This window comes from Bacillus sp. FJAT-27225 (assembly GCF_001685025.1).
GTDB lineage: Bacteria > Bacillota > Bacilli > Bacillales > Cytobacillaceae > Bacillus_D.
On the sequence record NZ_MAYU01000012.1, the window covers coordinates 890,488 to 911,298 of the forward strand.

General features: G+C 42.6%; 16 protein-coding genes. 8 read left to right on the forward strand and 8 right to left on the reverse strand.

Features of this window, described 5'->3' with window-relative positions; translation table 11 throughout:
- Window positions 1-292 precede the first annotated feature (292 nt).
- Window positions 293-1,564 carry an extracellular solute-binding protein gene (locus A8F94_RS11660; protein WP_066200054.1) on the reverse strand — a complete coding sequence of 424 codons (1,272 nt, stop codon included), beginning with the start codon at window positions 1,562-1,564 and terminating at the stop codon, window positions 293-295.
- A 107-nt stretch (window positions 1,565-1,671) separates the two neighbouring features.
- On the opposite strand from A8F94_RS11660, the gene A8F94_RS11665 reads away from it, so the two are divergent.
- The 3 genes from A8F94_RS11665 to A8F94_RS11675 all read left to right on the forward strand — a co-directional run bounded on the left by A8F94_RS11665 (window position 1,672) and on the right by A8F94_RS11675 (window position 5,212).
- Window positions 1,672-2,442: a helix-turn-helix domain-containing protein gene (locus tag A8F94_RS11665; RefSeq protein ID WP_077247674.1), complete on the forward strand. Its 771-nt coding sequence runs from the start codon at window positions 1,672-1,674 to the stop codon at window positions 2,440-2,442.
- Between the two features lie 188 nt (window positions 2,443-2,630).
- Window positions 2,631-3,230: a DUF5317 domain-containing protein gene (locus A8F94_RS11670; protein WP_066200057.1), complete on the forward strand. Its 600-nt coding sequence runs from the start codon at window positions 2,631-2,633 to the stop codon at window positions 3,228-3,230.
- Between the two features lie 161 nt (window positions 3,231-3,391).
- Window positions 3,392-5,212, forward strand: a complete 1,821-nt coding sequence (locus A8F94_RS11675; protein WP_066200060.1) for a bifunctional diguanylate cyclase/phosphohydrolase — start codon at window positions 3,392-3,394, stop codon at window positions 5,210-5,212.
- Window positions 5,213-5,296: 84 nt separating this feature from the next.
- Here the strand turns inward: A8F94_RS11675 and A8F94_RS11680 are convergent, their stop codons facing one another.
- Complete coding sequence (locus A8F94_RS11680) at window positions 5,297-5,650, reverse strand: hypothetical protein (protein WP_066200063.1); 354 nt, start codon at window positions 5,648-5,650, stop codon at window positions 5,297-5,299.
- Between the two features lie 436 nt (window positions 5,651-6,086).
- Between A8F94_RS11680 and A8F94_RS26655 the strand changes: the two genes are divergently transcribed.
- The 5 genes from A8F94_RS26655 to A8F94_RS11700 all read left to right on the forward strand — a co-directional run bounded on the left by A8F94_RS26655 (window position 6,087) and on the right by A8F94_RS11700 (window position 9,374).
- Entirely contained in the window at window positions 6,087-6,167 is an 81-nt protein-coding gene (locus tag A8F94_RS26655; RefSeq protein ID WP_441294192.1) for a DUF1541 domain-containing protein, read from the forward strand.
- Window positions 6,168-6,441: 274 nt separating this feature from the next.
- Complete coding sequence (locus A8F94_RS11685; RefSeq protein ID WP_066200066.1) at window positions 6,442-7,113, forward strand: response regulator transcription factor; 672 nt, start codon at window positions 6,442-6,444, stop codon at window positions 7,111-7,113.
- Window positions 7,114-7,507: 394 nt separating this feature from the next.
- Window positions 7,508-7,837 (forward strand): four-helix bundle copper-binding protein, encoded by a 330-nt coding sequence (locus tag A8F94_RS11690; protein ID WP_066200070.1) that lies wholly within the window; start codon window positions 7,508-7,510, stop codon window positions 7,835-7,837.
- 181 nt (window positions 7,838-8,018) lie between these two features.
- A complete protein-coding gene (locus A8F94_RS11695) occupies window positions 8,019-8,630 on the forward strand; it encodes a YdhK family protein (protein WP_254660848.1) in 612 nt (203 codons plus the stop codon).
- A 111-nt stretch (window positions 8,631-8,741) separates the two neighbouring features.
- Window positions 8,742-9,374 (forward strand): flavodoxin family protein, encoded by a 633-nt coding sequence (locus A8F94_RS11700; RefSeq protein ID WP_066200073.1) that lies wholly within the window; start codon window positions 8,742-8,744, stop codon window positions 9,372-9,374.
- 198 nt (window positions 9,375-9,572) lie between these two features.
- Here the strand turns inward: A8F94_RS11700 and A8F94_RS11705 are convergent, their stop codons facing one another.
- The 6 genes from A8F94_RS11705 to treC form a co-directional block, all read right to left on the reverse strand.
- The gene (locus A8F94_RS11705) at window positions 9,573-12,821 is read right to left on the reverse strand and encodes a hypothetical protein (protein WP_066200076.1); all 3,249 of its coding nucleotides are present in this window, start codon (window positions 12,819-12,821) and stop codon (window positions 9,573-9,575) included.
- A gap of 155 nt (window positions 12,822-12,976) precedes the next feature.
- Window positions 12,977-14,278: an alpha-glucosidase/alpha-galactosidase gene (locus tag A8F94_RS11710; RefSeq protein ID WP_066200083.1), complete on the reverse strand. Its 1,302-nt coding sequence runs from the start codon at window positions 14,276-14,278 to the stop codon at window positions 12,977-12,979.
- Window positions 14,279-14,353: 75 nt separating this feature from the next.
- Complete coding sequence (locus A8F94_RS11715) at window positions 14,354-15,601, reverse strand: sugar ABC transporter substrate-binding protein (protein ID WP_066200086.1); 1,248 nt, start codon at window positions 15,599-15,601, stop codon at window positions 14,354-14,356.
- A gap of 722 nt (window positions 15,602-16,323) precedes the next feature.
- Complete coding sequence (locus tag A8F94_RS11720; protein WP_066200089.1) at window positions 16,324-17,523, reverse strand: PDZ domain-containing protein; 1,200 nt, start codon at window positions 17,521-17,523, stop codon at window positions 16,324-16,326.
- Between the two features lie 576 nt (window positions 17,524-18,099).
- Window positions 18,100-18,816 carry a trehalose operon repressor gene (treR, locus tag A8F94_RS11725; protein ID WP_066200521.1) on the reverse strand — a complete coding sequence of 239 codons (717 nt, stop codon included), beginning with the start codon at window positions 18,814-18,816 and terminating at the stop codon, window positions 18,100-18,102.
- Between the two features lie 203 nt (window positions 18,817-19,019).
- The gene (treC, locus tag A8F94_RS11730; RefSeq protein ID WP_066200092.1) at window positions 19,020-20,687 is read right to left on the reverse strand and encodes an alpha,alpha-phosphotrehalase; all 1,668 of its coding nucleotides are present in this window, start codon (window positions 20,685-20,687) and stop codon (window positions 19,020-19,022) included.
- Window positions 20,688-20,811 lie beyond the last annotated feature (124 nt).

Sequence of the window (20,811 nt, forward strand, 5' to 3'; positions counted from 1 at the left end):
GTGCAGTCCAATAAAGTCGTACTACTGAGTGTACTGCAGTGACAAGTTTGCCCGAATTTAGCAAGGATAGCCTGCGATAGCCTCAATACAACTTATTGGTTACATTTCGACCTTCCGAAAAGCTTGAAACGTTACCAATGGCACCTATTGGCTACATTTCGACCCTCCGAAGAGCTTAAAACGTTACCAATCAGCCAGGTACAGTTTTGCATTGCCGTTCGACTAGAGTGGCAAGTACTTATTTTTATAGAAAAAGGCTCTAATGGTGATTAGAGCCTCCTCCTCTTATCCTTTACTCGGCTTTACCGGCTGCTTCAATGGCTGCCGCTGCTTCGTCAAGCCCTGTTCCGGAACTCAGGTATTTATGCGCCTGTACCTGGATTGTATCCGATACTTTGGAATACTCAGGAGATACCGGGCGGGCAATTGTCGTTGTTAAGGCTTTTTGGAAGCCTGGATATGAAAGCATGACATTCTTTCCTTTTACATCCGCGTTTTCTAGGAGAGCATTGAAGCCTGGCAGGTAACCGCCTTCTGTGCTCATGATTTTTTGGCCTTCTTCTCCAGCGGCAAACTTAACAAATTCCCAGGCGCCATCGATATTCTTGGAGTTTTTGTTCAAGCTGAGCAGCCATCCGCCTACAGAGCCGCCATTTGGCAGCGGAGCGATTCCAACCTGGTCAACCTTGATTTTCACTCCGTCTTCCTGCCCATTAATACGTCCGAAAGCATATGGCCAGTTACGTGAGAATACGGCATTTCCTTGCTCAAAGTTTGTATGGGTTTCGCCTTCCATGAAATTCAGAATATCCTTTGGCGAGAAAGGAGCCTTTGTGAATTTGTACATCGCCTCAAGTCCGCCTTTTACATCTGTGTAAGACTTGGAAAACTCTGTAACGTTAACAGTCAGGCCTTCGTATTGCTTGGACTGGTAAACGAATCCAAACTTTGTTTCTTTTTGGCCGGTATATTTTTCAGCCATGGCATACAGGTCATCATACGTATAGCCGCCGCTTTCCAATTTTGCAGCATCTTCAGCGCTTACGATATCCTTCCTGAAGTAAAGAAGGCCCAGGTCAGGGAAGAAAGGAAGCGTATATTGTTTTCCTTTGTAATTTCCTGAAGCCATTGACCCAGCGTTGAAATTGGTCTTTGTCAGTCCGGCTTCATTCATTCTCACATCAATTGGCTCAAGGTATCCTGCACCGGCAAATTCGCCAGCCCAGACTACATCGAGGGATAGAACATCGTATTCACTTGATCCGCTAGATAACGAGTTTAACAGCTGGTCATGCATTTGCGCAGAGTCGTTCGTCATTTGGGTCCATTGAATCTCGTACTTATCCTGGCTGGAGTTAAAAGCATCTAACAATTTCTGTGTGGCTGGTGTATTATCATTTTGAGCGGCAAACTTAAGGACAACTGGTTCATTCTTTGCATCTCCACCCGCCGGTTTTTTGGTTGGTTCCTTGCCGCTGTCATCACTGCTGCAGCCTGCTAAAGCAATGCTCGCCGCAAAAGAAAGCGCTAACATTTTTGTGAAAAAACTTTTCTTTTTCTTCATGTCACACTGACCCCCTTAAGGTTTATACTTAGATTGTATATACAAGAATTTGACAATTATACTATTATTTTATAGTTTTTATTAATTATTTAGGGTGAAAACATGCCATGATTCAAAACCAATCTATGAAATCTGCGATTATTCAACAATATTTTGAAACCAGGCTGAAAAATAAACAAAACTTTTTTGTCCATCCCTCCTACGCCCTTGAGCAGCAGCTGATGGACTGCATTGGGCGTGGAGCCGAGGAAGACGCAAAGGCCGTCCTCGATCAGATCAATGCAAGCGAGCGGGCAAAGCTGGCCGATGATCCAGTCCGTTCTTTAAAAAATTCACTGATTTGTTCATGTACACTGTTTACCCGTTCCATCATTAAAGCCGGTGTCCTGCCCGAGGATGCATTCAACCTTAGCGATGTCTATATCCGGCAAATTGAAAAACTAAGTTCGCCGGCAGACATTAGTGCCCTTGAATATGAGATGGTATCTTCATTCATCGATACGTTGAAATCAGCCAATCGCCCTTATTACAACAATATAATCAACAAAGCAATCACCTATATTAATCAGGAAATCTTTCAAGACTTGTCCCTTGAAACAATTGCTGGCCATGTCGGGGTAACGCCAAGCTATCTCTCGAAGGTGTTTAAGGAATCCGTTGGGGTAACCATATCAGAGTTCATTAACCGCAGGAGGGTGGAGGAATCGAAATACTTTTTACTGCATTCCAAACTATCCCTAAGTGACATCGCCCATTTATTTGGCTACTGCAACCAAAGCTACTACACTCTTCTTTTTAAAAAATACATAGGGGTCACGCCGAAACACTTTAGGAACATACAGGCATCAGAAGGACTAAATGAGACTTTTGCAACTTGACTAGTCCTTCTGTGCTTTTGCGTACCTTGGCAATACGTACCCCAAAGAAATCTCATCAATCTGCAAAATAATTTAAAAAACTGCAAATTTTTCAAAAAACGATTGTCAATTTTTTGTCTATAATTTACTATTATGATATATTTACAATTTAATCATTTTTGCCAAATTTAATTAGGTGGTAGAGTTTATTGGTATATGACGGGATAATTATTTCCTTTATTGTCGGCTTGCTTAGAAAAGGCAATTTAAAAGGCCTGGCTGAATTAAAACTTAAATATGGCTGGATCTTTCCACTGTTATTAATAGTACAGATCATTGTATTTGTTCTACAAAATAAGATACCTTTTCTTGGGCAAGCAAGCGCTTATATCTATATGCTGGTATATGTTGTGGGATTGCTGTTTTTGTTTCTCAATCGGCATCATACCGGTTTTATGGTTATTTTTGTAGGGGTGTTCCTAAACTTCCTGGTAATGGCTGTGAATGGCGGCAGAATGCCTGTTTCCATGGAAGCTACTGCTGCTGTCCTGGATCCGGCGTTTGTTGATGTTATGAAAAACAGCCTATACGCAAAGCATATGATTTTGGATGAGTCTACAAGGTTGGGATTCCTTGGTGATATCATACCGTTGACAAATCCCTATCCCCGTGACCAGGTAATCAGCATTGGCGATGTCATTATGAATATTGGGATCTTCCTTTTTATCCAGCATCTTATGGTCCCTACTTCCAAGGATAACGAGGTTCAAGATCACTCCTTATCGATGGAAGGAGGTGAAACTAGATGAGCAAGGCACAAGTAAAAAACCTTTTATTAAATGCAATTATTGTTGGTTCTGTTATCGTTGCTTTAACTTCCGGCTTTAGGCTAGGATGATAACCCAAATTGAAAGGGAGGAGTTATTCACCAATAACTTCTCCTTTATTCTATAAATGAGAGTGATGTATCATGCAATTCCTTAAGTCTCGCGCCGACATATACCTTCTTCTAGTTTCCATATCCGGCATCACAATCTTTGCTTTAATGAGCGGCTCCGGACACTTTGCTACCTCTGAATGGCCTATGATATTTACACTTGCGGGTTCCATACTTCTGTTTAATCATATTACTATTGAACTGCCTCCAGAGGGGAATCGGCTATCCATGGATTCGTCCATATACTTGGCAAGCCTTTTTTTGTATGGCCTTGAATTGACTCTCGTTGTATTAGTAATCTTTTCAATAGTTTATATGTTCTCCTATCGAAAAATGGAATGGTGGAAGCATGTCTTTAATTTTTCCATTTATACTTTTATGATTGTAAGCGCCTATTATCTCTTTATATTTGTTGGCGGATCCGTTGGCAACGACCAATTTACATCGTTATTTCCATACGTTGTTGCCTTAAGTGTCTATTTTGTATTAAATGTAGGGCTTATCGCAATTTATTTCCTTTTAGGTAATTCTGACAGCATTAGCGAAGTATTAAACGGTATGCTTAAGGGTACACTTCCCACCTATATGACCACGTTATTGCTCTCATTTGTATTGGTAATTTTAATAGATTCACAAGAGATATTTGGAATTTTCCTTTTTATTAGTATGTCATTGTTGTTATCTGTAGCCTTTAAACAGCACATTGAATTATATAAACAAATTTCAGACAAAGCCAATAAGGATTATTTAACAGGGTTAAATAACCATGGCTACTTCAAGGAGCTGCTTGAGGAACAAGTTTCTTTAGTGAAAGAGACAGAGCACCCTCTAAGCATTGCCCTTCTTGACCTTGACGATTTTAAAAAATACAACGATTTATATGGCCATATCCAAGGTGATCAGCTATTGAAGGATTTTGGCACCCTGCTGGCATCTGAATCCAAAATCAAAAACTTTATCGTTGCCCGTTATGGCGGCGAAGAGTTTTCCATAATTATGCCAAACACACCGAGGGATTTAGCGTTCGGTTTTATGAACGAATTAAGGAAGAAGACGAACGATACTTTTTTCAAAGGGGTTGAGGCATTGCCTTATGGCTGTTTATCCTTTTCCGCGGGGATAGCGGAATGGGAAAAGCAGACATATAGCACCTCGGAATTTTTAAATAACGCCGACCAAGCAATGTATTCCGCAAAGAATCAGGGAAAAAATTTGGTTCAGGTGTTTAAAGAGCATTCCGATTATTCTGTTCAGCGGTCTCTTAATCTTGAAAAAGATCTTGAGGAAGCAGAGCAGCAGCTGAAAATATTCCTTTCAAAGGATGTTTACACATACCGCCACAGCAAGCGAGTTTATCAATACGCAGTCGATTTTTCCAAGAAGCTGAATTTAAGCGATTACGACAGGAAAACCCTTATCCTCGGTGCAATTCTCCACGATATCGGAAAGCTTGAGATTCCGAGGGATATTATTAATAAAAAAGGGAAGCTGGATCCCCATGAATGGGAAATCATGAAAAAGCATGTAACATGGGGCAAGGAAATCATCTCAACCAACAAAAAACTGGAGGATCTTATTCCATTGGTCGAGCTTCATCATGAGAGATATGACGGCCATGGCTATCCATACGGCCTTAAAGGTAAAACGATTCCGAAGCTGGCCCGAATTCTCTGCATTATTGACTCGTTCGACGCAATGACAACCGAAAGGCCTTACCAGAAGACCAAAACCTTCGAGGAAGCGATTGAAGAATTAAGGGCGTGTGCCGAAAAGCAATTTGATCCCCAATACGTGGAACCTTTCATTGAAATGATTGAACAAGAATCAGGATTGAAAAAGGTAATGGTTGTGTAATCTCACGTTAATTTCATGAATACCATCAACCGCAAGCTTAACAAAAAAGGTTAGTATTCCCAACAGAGGATTACTAACCTTTTTCTATAAATATAATTTCAATAAAAGGATTCCTGCAGCAAACAATATGATGACTGCAGCTCCAAATAAACAGAAACTAAGCTGATTTGCCCTTTTTTGCAACCTTACATATTCATCATAAGTAATTTCCCCTCTAGTAAATCGGATTCCAGGAAAACCCGGTTTCACTGAATACGATATTCCCGCTTTATCCACGAGTAACACGCTCGTAATCAAATCGGTTGGTTTTACTACGGCAGTTGAGACAACCCTTCCGCCATTGATTTCGAGGCCGGTTATCCTATAGGCAGAATCCTGAATCATTTGGCGCACGATGGTTTGAATCCCTAGTTCAATGCTGTCATTAGGTACACACACGTATATCACCTCAAAATATTATATGGACATACAAGCCATTGTTTCCACTCAGGAATTCGCAAGTATTAATTTTTTTGCAAAAGTGCTTTAACGTAAATTTTGAACATTTTGTGAAGCATACTGCATAAAATCCGCACATATTTATTATATCTTCTAAAATGAATTGAAATTATGGAGATATTCACCGTGAGCATCAAGAAATTTACCCTTTTTTTCATACGTTCTCCCTTGCCCTGTTTCTAGCCGTCTGTTCCAATGGGACAGATAGCAGCCAAAACAAAAAGGAACACACGGTAAGAAACAGAGCAACATGCAGGACTTGAAGGAATGGAACATTCAGGTTCAGGCGAAATTGCCGAAGGTTTAAAAGAAACTCAAAATCCTGACTTCAAAAGTTGGGATCCAGGCCATTATAACCGATGCCCATATGGAAGGGATGAAAGGTGCTGTAGCAACCATAACAGGTGCCTTTGATACAACTGTCTATACAGCATCCTATACACTTATGACCGGTTGAGTAAAAGTAACTAATCATAAATGGGTAACCGAAAGTGAACTTTCAACGAATTAAGTATTAAACAAAAGCTTTTATTCTGTCTCGGCGCCAACTACTGAGCTTTTGTGTACCCGAGAATTCAAGTTTCCTTCTCTATCCACTTTTTGGAGTATAGTTTATAAACCTAGATAGATTGTGTCCAGATGGAGGAGCCTTTCATAAAATCTCCAAATCTATCTAAGTTACAAACAGTTATAATAGGTAGTATTAGGCAGCCAAATGGGGGGAATCCAACTTGAAAAAAGTCGTTTTAATCGATGATGAAGAGAGAATGCTTGATTTAATCTCCCTGTACTTAAAGCCGAAGGGCTACAAGTACATGAAGTTCACGTCTCCATTAGCTGCATTGGATTATTTGGAATCTGAAGGAGCTGACCTGGTCCTTCTTGATGTCATGATGCCTGAGATGGACGGATGGGAAACGTGCAGGGAAATTAGGCGGGTCTCCGATATTCCAATCCTTATGCTGACCGCAAGGACCGAAAAAACTGATATTGTTAAAGGCCTCAAATTGGGCGCTGACGACTATATTCAAAAACCGTTCGATGAAGAGGAACTGATTGCACGAATCGAAGCTGTTTTAAGAAGGAAAGGTCCTTCAAACGATACGTTGTCATTTAAGGGGCTAGTCCTAAAGCCAGATTCTTTTGAACTCTCTTTTGAAGACAAGGCAGTATCATTAACTCCAAAGGAATTCGGTTTGCTCAGTATATTTTTACAAAATACAAATAAAGTGTTCTCTCGCGAGCATTTGTTAACAACAATCTGGGGCCATTCCGTCGTAACGGAAGACAGGACAATCGATTCCCATGTAAGGAACCTCCGGGATAAGTTGAGAAAAGCAGGATTTTCTGTCGATGATTACTTGTTAACTGTTTGGGGTGTCGGTTATAAATGGTCTGAATAATAAAGGGCTGGCCGCGCTTATAACGGCGAGTCCTTCATTATCATTGAATGTTTCTTTACATAGGATGGGTTAGCTGACCACCTTAGTAGTCTCCATCAATTCTTATTCTTTCCCACTGCAACATCCACCTGAATCTGTTTTCTCTGTACAACTACAAGCTGCTATTTTGCTGCCAAAGCAGAAGTATGAATAAGAGTCTAAACAGCGGGGAAAATCAGGAAGCCAGAATAATCATCCTTCACTCTATTGGTAAATGATAAATTGCCTTTATTTCTTTAGCTGTATAGTTCTTGGCTACTTTGATTACCCTACCCTGGTATTGTAAAAAGCAAGTTTACTATGCCATCCTACGGGAATAAGAATCAAGAATAACTTTAAAAGGAGGAATCTTATCATGTCCCATGAACAATATGAATCTGTTATCCAATCGCTTCACGAATGTATGGTTGCATGTAACCACTGCTATGATGCTTGCCTGAAAGAGGAACATGTAGGAATGATGGCTGAGTGCATCCGATTGGATAGGGAATGCGCGGATATATGTGCTTACTTAGAGCAGGCACTTGTAAGAGGAACCCCTTTTGTTGCGGAGCTGGCAGAAGTTTGTGCCAAAATATGTGAAGCATGCGGAAACGAATGTAAGAAACACGACCATGAGCACTGCCAAAAATGTGCGGATTCCTGTTTCAAGTGTGCAGAAGCATGCCGACAACTAATCGCTTAACTTTATGTATTGTTCAAGGTTAGTGAATCTTTGGGGATTCACTAACCTTTTTACGATCCTTTTGTTAAGACCAGGCATATGATTTTGTGAAAGTTTTCTCAAACACAAAGGAATCTTACTGCATAAATTCTGCACATTTTTACTATAAGATGATTGTTAACTCTACATTTAGGAGGTATTCATAGTGAAAAAAACCATTCTTTTTTTTCTTACCCTGGTAATGTCCATTTTTTTAGCAGCATGTGGCAATAATGACCAGGGAAACGGGACTGACAATGCAAATCCAGCCCCAGAAACAGAACAAGAACAGGAAAAAGAACAGGAACAAAATAGCGGTGGCCATAATGGTCACGATATGAATCATTCAGGATCAGGCGAAATACCAGAAGGCTTGAAAGAAGCAGAAAACCCTAAATTCGAGGTTGGCAGCAAAGCCATTATTACCGATGCACATATGGAAGGGATGAAAGGTGCCGAGGCAACCATCGCAGGTGCGTTTGATACCACTGTGTACATAGTATCCTACACACCGACTACCGGCGGAGAAGAAGTAAAAGACCACAAATGGGTCGTGCATGAAGAAATTCAAAACGCGAGTGAATCACCATACAAACCCGGTGATGAAGTTGTACTTGAGGCAGTCCATATGAAAGGAATGAAAGGCGCGACCGCAACAATCGATTCGGCTCAACAAACTACTGTTTATTTGATTGATTTCACACCAACTGATGGCAGTGAACCTGTAACAAATCATAAATGGGTTACGGAAAGCGAACTCTCAGAAAAACAATAATGAAAAAGGCACCAGTGACCGAGTATATGCCGCGAACGAACCAGATTCCTAGTTTTTTAAAGTGGCCTTAGGGTAAAGAAAACTATTACCATGATTTAAGGAGATGTAGCAATGAGCATTAAAGCGCTAGTTTTGAATTGCAGTTTGAAAGACAGCACGCAGCAATCCAATACCCGTGCGCTGATTAACGAGATTGTAAAGATTTTCGACGAGAACGGGGCAGAGACGGAAGTGCTCAGGATGGCTGATTATACCATCGGCTTTGGCATTACCCATGAGGCAGTGAATGATAAGGATCAGTGGCCAGAGATTTTTGAAAAAGTAAAGCAGGCGGATATCCTTTTGATTGGCTCTCCGATTTGGCTTGGCGAACAAAGCAGTCTGGCCACTTTGGTTGTAGAGAGATTGTATGGCGGAAGCAGCCTTACGAACGAAAAAGGCCAGTACATTTACTACAACAAAGTGGGGGGAGCGGTTGTGACCGGGAATGAAGACGGTGCGAAAAACGTCTCAAGCTATCTAATTTACGCATTGTCGCATATTGGGTTTACCATTCCTCCAAATGTGGATACCTATTGGGTGGGGGAAGCGGGCCCTGGTCCATCCTTTATAGAAGCAAACGGGAAAGAGAACGATTTTACGATGCAGCAAGCAAAAACAACTGCTTACAATTTACTGCATTTTGCCCGGTTGCTAAAAGAGTATCCGATTCCGGCAGAAGGAAATGTGATTGAAAGCCAATAGTATGGCGGCTTGAAATGTTCGAATGCAAAACTCAAATTACATGACAAGCTAGCAGTCCGATTCAAATAGAATTGGATCGCTTCTTTTTTGAAAAAATCCGACCCCATCATTAGATTCATAAGATTAATATAAACTAGAAAAGCCGAGCCAGAATCAGGATATTATACCTGAAATCTGCTCGGCTTAAAACATACATTTTTATAAATAACCTGCGAGTTTGCTAAGAATTCGCGCTTGCTCCTCTGTTAATTTCTTACCGCTTTGAGCTTCTGCCTGGTTGATAAATGCTTGAATCATTCCAGCGTTTGCGTTTGCATTTCCCTGTTCCTCTGCGTCTTGTGCATTTTCAAGCTTACTTGCTAATGCATGAGCAAGCCCGGTATCCTCACCTGCAAACTGATGGGCAAGCTCAGCCAGCCCCTCGTACGTCACAGTGACCTGGAAGGTAAAGGTCTTGTTTGCTTTATTGCCGGCTTTGTCTTCAGCAGTGACGGTAATGTCATGGCTTCCTGGCTCAAGCTCGTAGGCTGGGCGCTCTATTAACGGTCCTGAGCACGGGTCATCTGCCAAACCAGACAAGAGGTCTGACGCCGTACAGCTGATTTTGACAGTTTCTGAAACGGAATACTCCGGCTGACCCGTAAATTCAATAACTGGGGCCGTCTTGTCGATTTTCACTTCAAGCGTCTGTGGTGCTTCTTGAACACCTGAATAGTTCGTAGCATAATACGTGAGCGTCGTTACATCTTCCTGACTTATTGGTACTTGAACCGCATTTCCCTTTACCGTTACTTGGTCAACAGCCTGTGCGCCTTCCACTGAATACGTGATCGAATAGGCATTGTTTGCTGCAATCGAAATAACAGTGTCGCTGTTAATCCAGCCGTTTTCGTTTGGAGCTGGGTCGAAGCTTGCGAGCGATACAGGAACAACCTTATCCTTATATTTTACAGTGAAATCGTCATAATACGCTTCCGATATATTATAACGCGACGTAACGGCTATTAATTTTGCATAGGCCGCATTAGCAGGCGCCTTGCCTCTAAGAATCACGTGCTGCCATTGTGCTAACCGGGATTCGTCTAAATGCGTTTCCAGTGTCGAAATCACAGCGTTGTTCTTATCAAAAAAGCGAAACATAAAACCTGGCTGACCCGATTTAATGTACAAATTCACTCCTGCTTCATATTCTTCTCCAGGAATTATAGGAATACTGTCGCTAATGACGGCGACAGAAGCTGTCCGCAGCGTATCTGTCGTCTTTAAGCTATAGCTGCCCGTAAAGCTCCTCTCGCTGCTAAGCTCATACGTGTAGCCATTACCGGTAGCAAAGAGCGGGCTCCATCCTGGTATCGCATTCGTACTTCCGCCACCTTCAAAGCCGGCGTTTTTCACAGGAACCGAAACGTCCGGGAATGGCTCCTTGATTTCCCCGTCCACTTCGATTCGGTAAAGAATCGTATTCGTCTGTGCATCTGTAAAATATATGTTTCCGTCCAGACCTAAATCAAAGCGCGATGCATCGGTCAGTGTACGTGACTCCAGCGTTTCCGGGTCAATCACGGTCAGCTTGTTATTGAAGAGGACATAAAGCAGTCCGTCCTCAGACCATCGGAGAGGATGGTGAGCCCAATGACTGAAATTCAGCTTCTGGTGAATTTTCTTACTTTTAACAACTTCAAATGTATCCGGGTCAATCGCGAAGATAAACTCATAAGAAGCTCCCCAGATCAATCCGTCAGGCCCTACTGATAGATCTCCGATAAAGATCGGCTTATCCAAGCCTGGAATGCGAAGCGGGAATTCAGCAATCTTTTGTTCCGTTTCCGTATCCCAAACAAAAATTTTCGCTTCGGCTTCAGTTGGCTCTGAGCCAAGGCCGCCGCGAATCGTCGTAGAGCCAAATAGCTTGCCATCATGGAACGTCGTGCTTAACACGCTTTGGTTTTCGACAACGTTACGATGTACACGGGTTTCCCCAGTTGAAGGATCATATACCGTTACAGAACCTCCCAAAGCTCCATAACCCGAAATTGTCGAAATATAGATTTTGTCATTGCCGCCCGTAATATTTACAAGCCGTTCTTGCTGTTTGCCCAGAACTGCCAGACTTTTCGGATTCGTACTGCTCGGTTCCGCGGATAAATCGTATTCGTATAACGCGCCTTCCGGATAAACTCCCAAATACACTTTGTTCCCTACTGTATATACACTGTCCGCCTGTCCAATATTGAACGGCTTAGTCGTGTTACTCCCGAGATCGACAAGAGAAGATCTCGCCTGCGAGCCCGTTGCGATCAACTGAGTTTCGGAGACCGCACTTAGTTGATTAACGACTCCTGGCAATCCAGGAATAATAGGAGGGTAGGTATGAACCTTTTTTGTCTCAATATTCATGATGGTTACGCCGCCATCATAACGAACGGTTACTAAATTCTTACCGGGCAGCTCAGGCTTGTTTGGAAACTCAACCCAATCCACTCCCCGGAACCCGCTTCCGTATGTCATGCCGGTCGATTCTATCTGGTGGCTCGTCAAGTCGAATGTTTTCAACTGCTTGTCGGCCAGGAAATACAATTTTCCATCCAATGAATCCGTAGCATGGAGCCCAACCAGATTATCCAATACAACGTCGAGCCAAGTTTCTGTCTGAGTATCGTAGATAAAACCTTCTCCCGGAACCCCGCTGCCGTCCGTATAACGAGCTAGCAAATACCGGCCATCAATGGTACTTAAGTCATATACCGTGTCCTCTTTTACATTGAGAGAACCCGCAATATTTGTTTTTTCGCCGGTTTCAAGGTTGACCCTGACAATTTGCTTATGAGCTGTACCTGCATAAATATGTCCACCCTGGTAAGCAATCGAACGAACATATTCCTGGTCTAAAGCACCGATCATCCGGCCGTAATCTTTCGTTTGCTTGGTGACAGGATCGTACTGATACACTTTTCCTCCTGGATAAGTGCCTACGTAAACACGTCCCTGCTCATCCGTTGTAATGCTGTTCGGTACGGATTGTCCAGCAAATTCGGCAACCAGCACTGGGGTTTTTGTTACAGGTGAGTAGTTCCATAACTTCGCTCCGCTTCCGTCAGCAGCAAGGTATAATGACCCGTCCGGGGCTATCGTGTGTGCCCATGAGCTTTCCGATGGAGCGATCGGGATGCTTCGAAGCAGCTGGTAATTATCCAGGTCGATGACATTCAAATAACCCGGCTTTCCTTTCGCCGTAGCATAAAGTACATTACGCCCGTCTTCCTTGCCGACCGTACCGTTAAACACAGCGACAGTGTAATTATTCGGATATAGAAGCTCTTCTGGGCTCCCGTATATTTTCTGTGAAAGCTTGCTTTCTGCTGCCGAAGATGTTCCTCCACTAAAACCAGCTATGGTGAGAAGTAAGCACATCATGGTTATGAGGGCTTTATTCCTGCCTATTTTCAATTAAAGAACCTCCTCGATAAAACTATTTTCCCTATATGCCAGTTTCATTGCGAACGCTTACAATTTGTTTATTAATCTTTCTTCTTTCGATTAATGATAAGAGAACACACATTGAACTGGCATATTAGGATCTGCCTGCTAGTATACGGACAGAATTAATTAAACACTGGTAACCAATCACCATGGGCTTCAATAAGGTCGTTACATAATGAAACAATATCATCAAGCGATAGTTCTGCTGCCGTATGCGGATCCAGCATGGCAGCCTGATAAATATATTCTTTTTTTCTAGTCATTGCTGCTTCAACAGTAAGTAATTGCGTATTAATATTTGTTCGATTTAAAGCGGCTAATTGTTCAGGAAGCTCTCCAATATAGGTAGGGGCAATCCCGCTTGCATCAGCAAGACAAGGAACTTCCACACATGCCTTTTCTGGCAGGTTGCTAATCAAACCACCTGTATTTAAGACATTACCGCCAAATTTAAAAGGTATATCTGTTTCCATTGCCTCAATAATGCGTGATCCATATTCATGTGTACGTTCATGCGATAAATTTTTATTATCCACCAAGTCTTTACGCATGCTTTTCCAGCCTTCAATTTGATTGACGCATCTTCTTGGATATTCATCCAATGGAATATTGAAACGATTAATTAACTCCGGGTACCTGCTTTTAATAAAGTACGGATGATATTCGGCATTATGCTCCGAGGATTCGGTAACATAATAACCAAAATGATTCATTAGCTCAAAGCGAACCATATCATTATGCTGCGTCTCTTGTTTTGCTTTTGCTCTTTTCTTGATTTCCGGGTACAAGTCTTTTCCATTTCGGGTAATCTCCAACAACCATGCCATATGATTAATCCCTGCAATCTTCCACTGCACTTTATCAGTTGGCATTTCCAAAGACTCTAGCAGTCTGCTGGCACAGACCTGGACACTGTGACATAATCCGACTGTTTTAATATTTGTATACCGTAACATCGTACCAGTCAAAACCGCCATTGGATTAGTATAATTTAAAAACCATGCATCCGGACAAACCTCTTCCATATCTCGAGCAATGTCCATCATGACCGGTATCGTCCGCAAACTACGGAATATCCCGCCTATTCCAACTGTATCGGCAATGGTTTGACGGAGGTTGTATTTTTTAGGTATCTTAAAATCTATTATTGTACTAGGGTCATACCCGCCAACATGGATTGTGTTGATTACATATTTTGCATTTTTTAAAGCCTCTTTACGGTCAGTATAAGAAACAATATTCACAGTTGATTGAAGATTTTTCTTTAAATTAGTCAACATTGCCTCAGACTCTTTTAATCTTTCATGATTTATATCATATAAAGCTAATTCAAATCCTTGAAGCGCTTCCACAGTCATGCAATCTCCCAATATATTTTTTGCAAATGCTGTGCTTCCTGCTCCAAGGATGGTGATTTTAGACATTGCGTTTCCCACCTTATTTAACTAAATTCCCTCGCATACTTTAGTTTAGTTATATTGAATAGGCAGTTATTCACTTTACTTCGCAAGCTCAGCCTTAATCGCTTCTTCAGTGGCTTGAATTGCTTCTTTCGGGGTTAAATCTCCCGCCATCATTGCCTGGATTTTAGCCTGAATTACTGGCATGATTGCCCGGCCTTTTGGATGGATTACTCCTGGGCGAACGTGTTCTGTGTTCGAAGCTATCTGACTTAAATATTTTTCATCAGCAAAAATATCTCTCGAAGATTCTCTTGCAGGGATAAACTTGGTAAGCTTATTAAATTTTCTTTGATTCTCTGCATTTGTTATTGTTTTTACAAACTCAGCTGCTGCATCTGGATTATCACTATTAGAAGGAACGACAAACATTCCAGTTGTACCATAAGCTACTTGTTCCTTATTTTTTAGAGGTGAAGAAATGACAAAATTAAAATCCTCATTCTTCTCCAACTCAGCTATTAAATCGGCGGAACCCATCCTGGCCAACATTTTTCCGCCAAACCATAATTCATTATGATCGGTTGCAGTAACTGAATCCTCAGGAATCCAGCCTTTTTTATACATGTCATTTATAAATTCAAATGCCTGTAAGCCTTCCGGGCTATTGATTAAAACTTCATTATCCTCGTTAACAACATCCCCGCCTGCCTGCCATAGCCATGGATATAACGTGTGATTCATCGATCCGCCACCTGGATAACTCATTGCATAAAACCCTTTGGACTTCGCTTTTTCAGCCCATTTTTCGAATTCTTCCCATGTTTTCGGAAGATTATTTGGATCCTCTCCGATTGCTTCTATCACATCAACATTATAAAAAAATGTAGTTGCTTCTTGTAATATCGGAAGACCATATGTTTTATCTTTCCATTTAGTTGCAATTAATGCAGTATCAACAAAATCATCCATATCGTTGTCTTTCAAATACGGATCAAGTTCTAATAACATGCCTACATCAGCATATTGCGGCATCTGATCAGGAATGGCATAAAAAACATCTGGACCACTATTAGCTGCCAGTGCTGTAAGTATTTTCTGATCACGGTTTGGCCAAGGTATTGTCTCAAAATTTACCTTAACGTCAAATTTGTCTTCAAAAGAAGCAATCATCTCATCCCACATTGCTTCTTCCAGTTCTGGTCCTCCAGTATACGGATGCGCCCAAACTGTTATTTCACCGGATATTTCTCCTTTAACGCTCCCTTTCGACTTTTCATTCGAACTGCATGCAGATAATGCTAAGCTTAAAATAATTAGCAATGACAGAAGACCTGATCTTTTCATTAATTAAACCCCTCCCTATTTTTAAAAAAGTTACTAAAAAACCAATCTAAAACTTCACCTCCTTCAGTAATTAATGCTTGTTTCAAAAACGATTTGTGACATATACATATTAGATATACAAAAAACAACATAAAACTTAATATTTGGAATTTATCAAGGATTCAATAAATAATACTAGGCATCTTCCAAATAATAGGCAAGGTCGTAAAATTGTCTTTAATTCCCCTAGTCCATACGCAAGGTTGGGAAAATTTTAAATACTTTTGTTCATCATAGTTCCAGTAGGGAACCTTATCTACAGCTGGAAAAAGAATTAAAATAAGAACGGAAAGCCATGGAGATTTCGGCATCACTGTATAAAAATACAACGGCTCTCTGGTACGATGCAGTAACAATTTAGAGGTTTAGGGCATAAGGCGAACCGAAGAAAATAAAGAAGTGCAGAGGGTTCAGTTTAAGGTGCATTTATCTTATTGAAATTTCTAATTTGGAGAAAAACGGCGTGAGAATTAATAGGGGATTAAAGAACGAGTTACATAAATTTCTCATACTTGTTTTCAATAGCTAGTCTACCTATGTAACCACGTAGTCTCAAAACATATTTCGGTCTAGGTAAAAGGTGAATTATAGGAATGCAAAAAAAGCAGCCATTAATGTTAATGGCCGCTTTTTGTTTTCTACCAAGTATGAATGATGAACAAATTCCGATTAATGATGAAAAATCACACTGATACCGCTTTGTCATCCCATTTTTTCTCGTCATGGACAAACAGGATCCCGAGTTCATGATGGTCGCCTTCGTAAAGGGCACGCTGTGCGAAGCGGACCTGATTATTTGTGTCGAATACTTCAAGACGGCACTGGGCACGGTTATGTTGGAGGGCTTCATAAAACTCCTGTTCATCGTGGACCGGCATGCCATTCACCTTGCTGACTAATTCGCCGACCTTTAATCCCATCTTTTCTGCCGGGGAACCCGGAATGATGCCGAGGATCATCAACCCATTATTTCTCCGGGAAAAATAGAATGGCCTTCCGTCTTCCTTCAGCTTTTGGAAAAGGGCCAGGGCTTCACGTCCAAGGATGGCCAGTGCCGACGCTCCGACTGCTGCGATTGGATACCAATAGCCGGCAGCCGCAATAACGAGGACAAACATACCAAGCGTAATAACCTTTTTCCCTTGTGACTGGATTGCCTCGACGGGATGCATGCCAAAGACTTGCTGGTGCATACCGACTGCGAAGGGAACGAGGAAGAGTGAGTACGTTTCTGCACCAAGCGTGAACACCGGCCACCAATCTACCGGCAGGCTCAGCGCACTTCCTGGAATGAGCAGGAATACCGGAACCAGCCAGAGCTTCCTTGCCTCATGAACGCCAACACGCTGGCCGCGCTTGCTTGTTTTGAGCTTCGGTGAGGTGGCGAAGCTTCCCCTTTTTAAAATCAGTACTCCTTCTGCAATCACGAGCAGGGCGAGCAGGATGGCAACGGATGGGTATAATTTATCACCGGCCGCTTCAAACGCAGCCTGCACAACTGGGAAATTGACGCTGACCCCGCCAAGAATGGCAAGCGCAAAGAAAGCCGCCCCTATTGTATAGGCGGGCCCGATAAGCCGCATATTTCCTGTCAGGCTGAACAGCAGTGTGAATCCAGCGATCAGGATAAGCGCCGCGACCGGAACCGCCAGGCCTGACGCAATTGCCGCAACCGACAGCACCAATCCCACGGCAAGGCCTGCAGGCACCAATTGGCGCAGTTCGAAATACGCATCGCGGGCACGAATGTGGAAATTCTTCCGCTCACGCTTCACCCGGCTCACCCCGAGCACAGCAGCCAGGAAAAACACATAGTAGAAGACAGGATGCAGAAACATCCTCCCTATTCCCTTTATCACCTCAAAACCCCATTGCTCAATCATTTTTCTGCACCGCCCTGTTTGTAAGTAACTATTCGTCCAATTAGCTTATTCTTATTCTATCAAAAAGCAGGACCAAAACATATTGCAAGATTCTTGAATCCAGGAAATGTTTTGTAGGGCGAAACTTTTGTTCTGGGTTTAAATTTATAAGCCCTAGCCAAGTTTCAGTCTCTTAGTGCAGACCTGATACACTATTCGACCATGGCTGGGTTAAATTGGGGCTCCTGACTAGTGTTTTTACTAGTTATAGAACCGGTATTAATTTTTGCTACTCCTTACCTTACTAGTGCTTTTCTTTTTAAACCCCAATAGGTCACTAGTGAATATTATAGAGAATACTAATCATAGACCCTTCCTCTAACAGCCTTCAAACCATTAGTATGAACTTGCTATCCATATGATTCTTGCCGTACATAGACTAGTTACTAACGGCAGTAATACTATATCAATTAGTGAAAACTAACTATACAAAACGCCAGCTTATAATTAATAATCCCCAGTCGTCTTAACATACTTAAACAACCAAACTTCTTTTCAAAACAAAAGCCGCCCAAACGGACGGCCATTTCCAAAAGACTATTTACTTCGCCTTGCAAAGTCGACAAAACGGAACTTATCGAGTCGATGCCGTGATTCAGTGTACTCAATCAAGACGGCGTTATCGAGGAAAACATGATTCCTGACAACTACGACATGAGTCGTCCCATTCAAATCAAGGTACTTACGGTCCTCATCCGTGCATTCCTCGACCGTGATTTCCTTCCGCGCGAATGATATTTTCAGCTTCAGGCCATTTTCAATGTATTCATAAATGCTGTTTTCACAAATTTCCTTTGTCAGGCCGGGGACATGCTTTTTAATAAAGAAGTCCTTATCTAAAATAATTCGCTCCCCGCCCGTTTCCCGGGTCCTAACGACTTTCCAGATTTCCTCACGTGCTGGGATTTTCAGTTCATTTTGCAAAAACGAATCTGGTTTCATGATATAAAGTTCGTGTACTTCTGTCGAAAACGGCTGTCCAACCTTTTCGGCCACTTCCTTGAAGCTCGTCAGCCCGGAAACAGGGAAATCAAAGCGGCCAATATCCAGGACAATCGAACCTTTGGCTTTGATTTTCTGGATATAACCGTGCTGTGATAGCAGGTTGAGAGCTTTGCGAATCGTTTCCCGGCTTGTCCCATATTGGTCAGCCAATTCATTTTCAGACGGAAGCTTGGTGTTCTTCTTCAGCACCCCGGATTCAATCTGGGCGGCAATATCCTGATAAATGCTGTCATACTTGTTCTGGACCATGTCCCTCACCCAGTTCATATAATAATGTAGGAGGCAGCTGATTCACTGCCTCCCTTATTGTACCATTTATCCCGCATTAAGGAGCAGTAAGCCTCTTTCAGAGGCAACTGCTCCTAATTGCCCGATTGGTTCAACTCACAATCAGTGGGGATGAAGCCCCCCTCTGATTGAAGTTTCACTTTAGATCCTGTTAGCAGCACTGATTAGCGGATATGAAAGACGACAGATTCATACGGACGCAGGTCAAAGCTGCGGTAATCCGCCGGTGTATCCTTATAATTCGAAATCAGTACGTGTGATTCCTGCCCTGCAAAGCTAATATCCTCAGGCAAATTAAACTTCCCTTCCTTGCCGTAGAAATTATTAACGACAAGCAATGCTTCATCACCCATCCTGCGAACATACGCAAAGATTTGCGGGTCCTCTTCGAGCAGTAGCTTATAGTCTCCATGAGTAATGATGTCATAGCCTTTCCGCAGCGCAATCAGCGACTGGTAGTGATAAAACACAGAGTCACAGTCGGCGAGCGCCTGTTCAACGTTGATTTCGTTATAGTTGCGGGCTACATCAATCCACGGCGTGCCAGTTGTAAAACCTGCGTTTTCAGACGCGTCCCACTGGACAGGGGTACGTGAGTTGTCACGGGACTTAGCTTTAAGAATTTCGATGACTTCTTCTTTCGACTTCCCCTGCTCAAGGAGGATGTTGTACATGTTGAGCGATTCAACATCACGATAGCCTTCAATCGTTTCGAATTTCGGGTTGGTCATCCCGATTTCCTCACCCTGGTAAATGTATGGCGTTCCCTGCATCATATGAATCGTTGTCGCGAGCATTTTCGCTGACTCAACACGGAATTCGCCGTCGTGCCCGTAGCGGGAAACAACGCGAGGCTGGTCATGGTTGCACCAGAATAAAGCGTTCCAGCCGCCACCCTTATTCATTTCGGATTGCCAGGTTGACAGAATTTGTTTCAAGGCAATGAAATCAAAATCGGCAAGCGTCCACTTGTCTCCACCCTCGTAATCGACCTTCAGATGGTGGAAGTTGAACGTCATGCTCAGTTCACGGCTGTCCGGGTTGCTGTATTGGATGCAGTGGTCAATCGACGTCGAAGACATTTCACCGACGGTCATGCTATCGTACTTCGAAAATACTTCACGGTTCATTTCCTTCATATACTCATGAACGCGGGGTCCATCTGTGTAAAAACGGCGCCCGTCGCCGATATCATCATTCGGGAAGCTTTGATCCTTGGAAATAAGGTTAATGACATCCAGCCGGAATCCGTCTACGCCCTTTTCCAACCAGAACGTCATCATCTCATATACTTCACGTCGCACCTTTTCGTTTTCCCAGTTCAAATCAGCCTGGGTTACATCAAACAAGTGCAAGTAGTACTGGCCGGTCTGCTCATCATACTGCCAGGCATTCCCGCCGAATTTGGATTCCCAATTCGTTGGCGGGCCGCCATCTACAGGGTCTTTCCATATATAGAAGTCGCGGTACGGGTTGTCTTTAGACTTGCGCGCTTCCTGGAACCATGGATGTTCGGTCGACGTGTGGTTCACGACGATATCCATGATGATTTTGATGCCGCGCGAATGGGCCTCTTCCAGGAGCCGGTCAAAGTCTTCCATTGTGCCATATTCTTCGTGAATGGCAAAATAGTCACTGATGTCGTAGCCATTGTCCCTCTGTGGCGATTTGTAAATCGGGGTCAGCCAGATGACATCAACCCCAAGCTGTTTCAAATAGTCAAGCTTGTCGATGATCCCGACAATGTCACCGACGCCTTTTCCAGAAGAGTCTTTAAAGCTTTTCGGATAGATTTGGTACACGACTGAGCGTTTCCACCAAGGTTCGTTCATGTTTTGCACCTCATTTTCTGGGGTGTGTTTGCACTCCCCGGTTTTTGTTGGATGGCACTCGGCACACCCGGATTAGAAAAGATACCACTGGCAGCTTCGCCAATGGTATCTAATTTTAAAATTT

Coding starts and splice junctions, on each gene's coding strand:
- A8F94_RS11660 (WP_066200054.1), bottom strand. CDS start 1,564: ATGAAGAAAAAGAAAAGTTTTTTCACAAAAATGTTAGCGCTTTCTTTT.
- A8F94_RS11665 (WP_077247674.1), top strand. CDS start 1,672: ATGATTCAAAACCAATCTATGAAATCTGCGATTATTCAACAATATTTT.
- A8F94_RS11675 (WP_066200060.1), top strand. CDS start 3,392: ATGCAATTCCTTAAGTCTCGCGCCGACATATACCTTCTTCTAGTTTCC.
- A8F94_RS26655 (WP_441294192.1), top strand. CDS start 6,087: ATGAAAGGTGCTGTAGCAACCATAACAGGTGCCTTTGATACAACTGTC.
- A8F94_RS11690 (WP_066200070.1), top strand. CDS start 7,508: ATGTCCCATGAACAATATGAATCTGTTATCCAATCGCTTCACGAATGT.
- A8F94_RS11700 (WP_066200073.1), top strand. CDS start 8,742: ATGAGCATTAAAGCGCTAGTTTTGAATTGCAGTTTGAAAGACAGCACG.
- A8F94_RS11710 (WP_066200083.1), bottom strand. CDS start 14,278: ATGTCTAAAATCACCATCCTTGGAGCAGGAAGCACAGCATTTGCAAAA.
- A8F94_RS11715 (WP_066200086.1), bottom strand. CDS start 15,601: ATGAAAAGATCAGGTCTTCTGTCATTGCTAATTATTTTAAGCTTAGCA.
- A8F94_RS11720 (WP_066200089.1), bottom strand. CDS start 17,523: ATGATTGAGCAATGGGGTTTTGAGGTGATAAAGGGAATAGGGAGGATG.
- treR (WP_066200521.1), bottom strand. CDS start 18,816: ATGGTCCAGAACAAGTATGACAGCATTTATCAGGATATTGCCGCCCAG.
- treC (WP_066200092.1), bottom strand. CDS start 20,687: ATGAACGAACCTTGGTGGAAACGCTCAGTCGTGTACCAAATCTATCCG.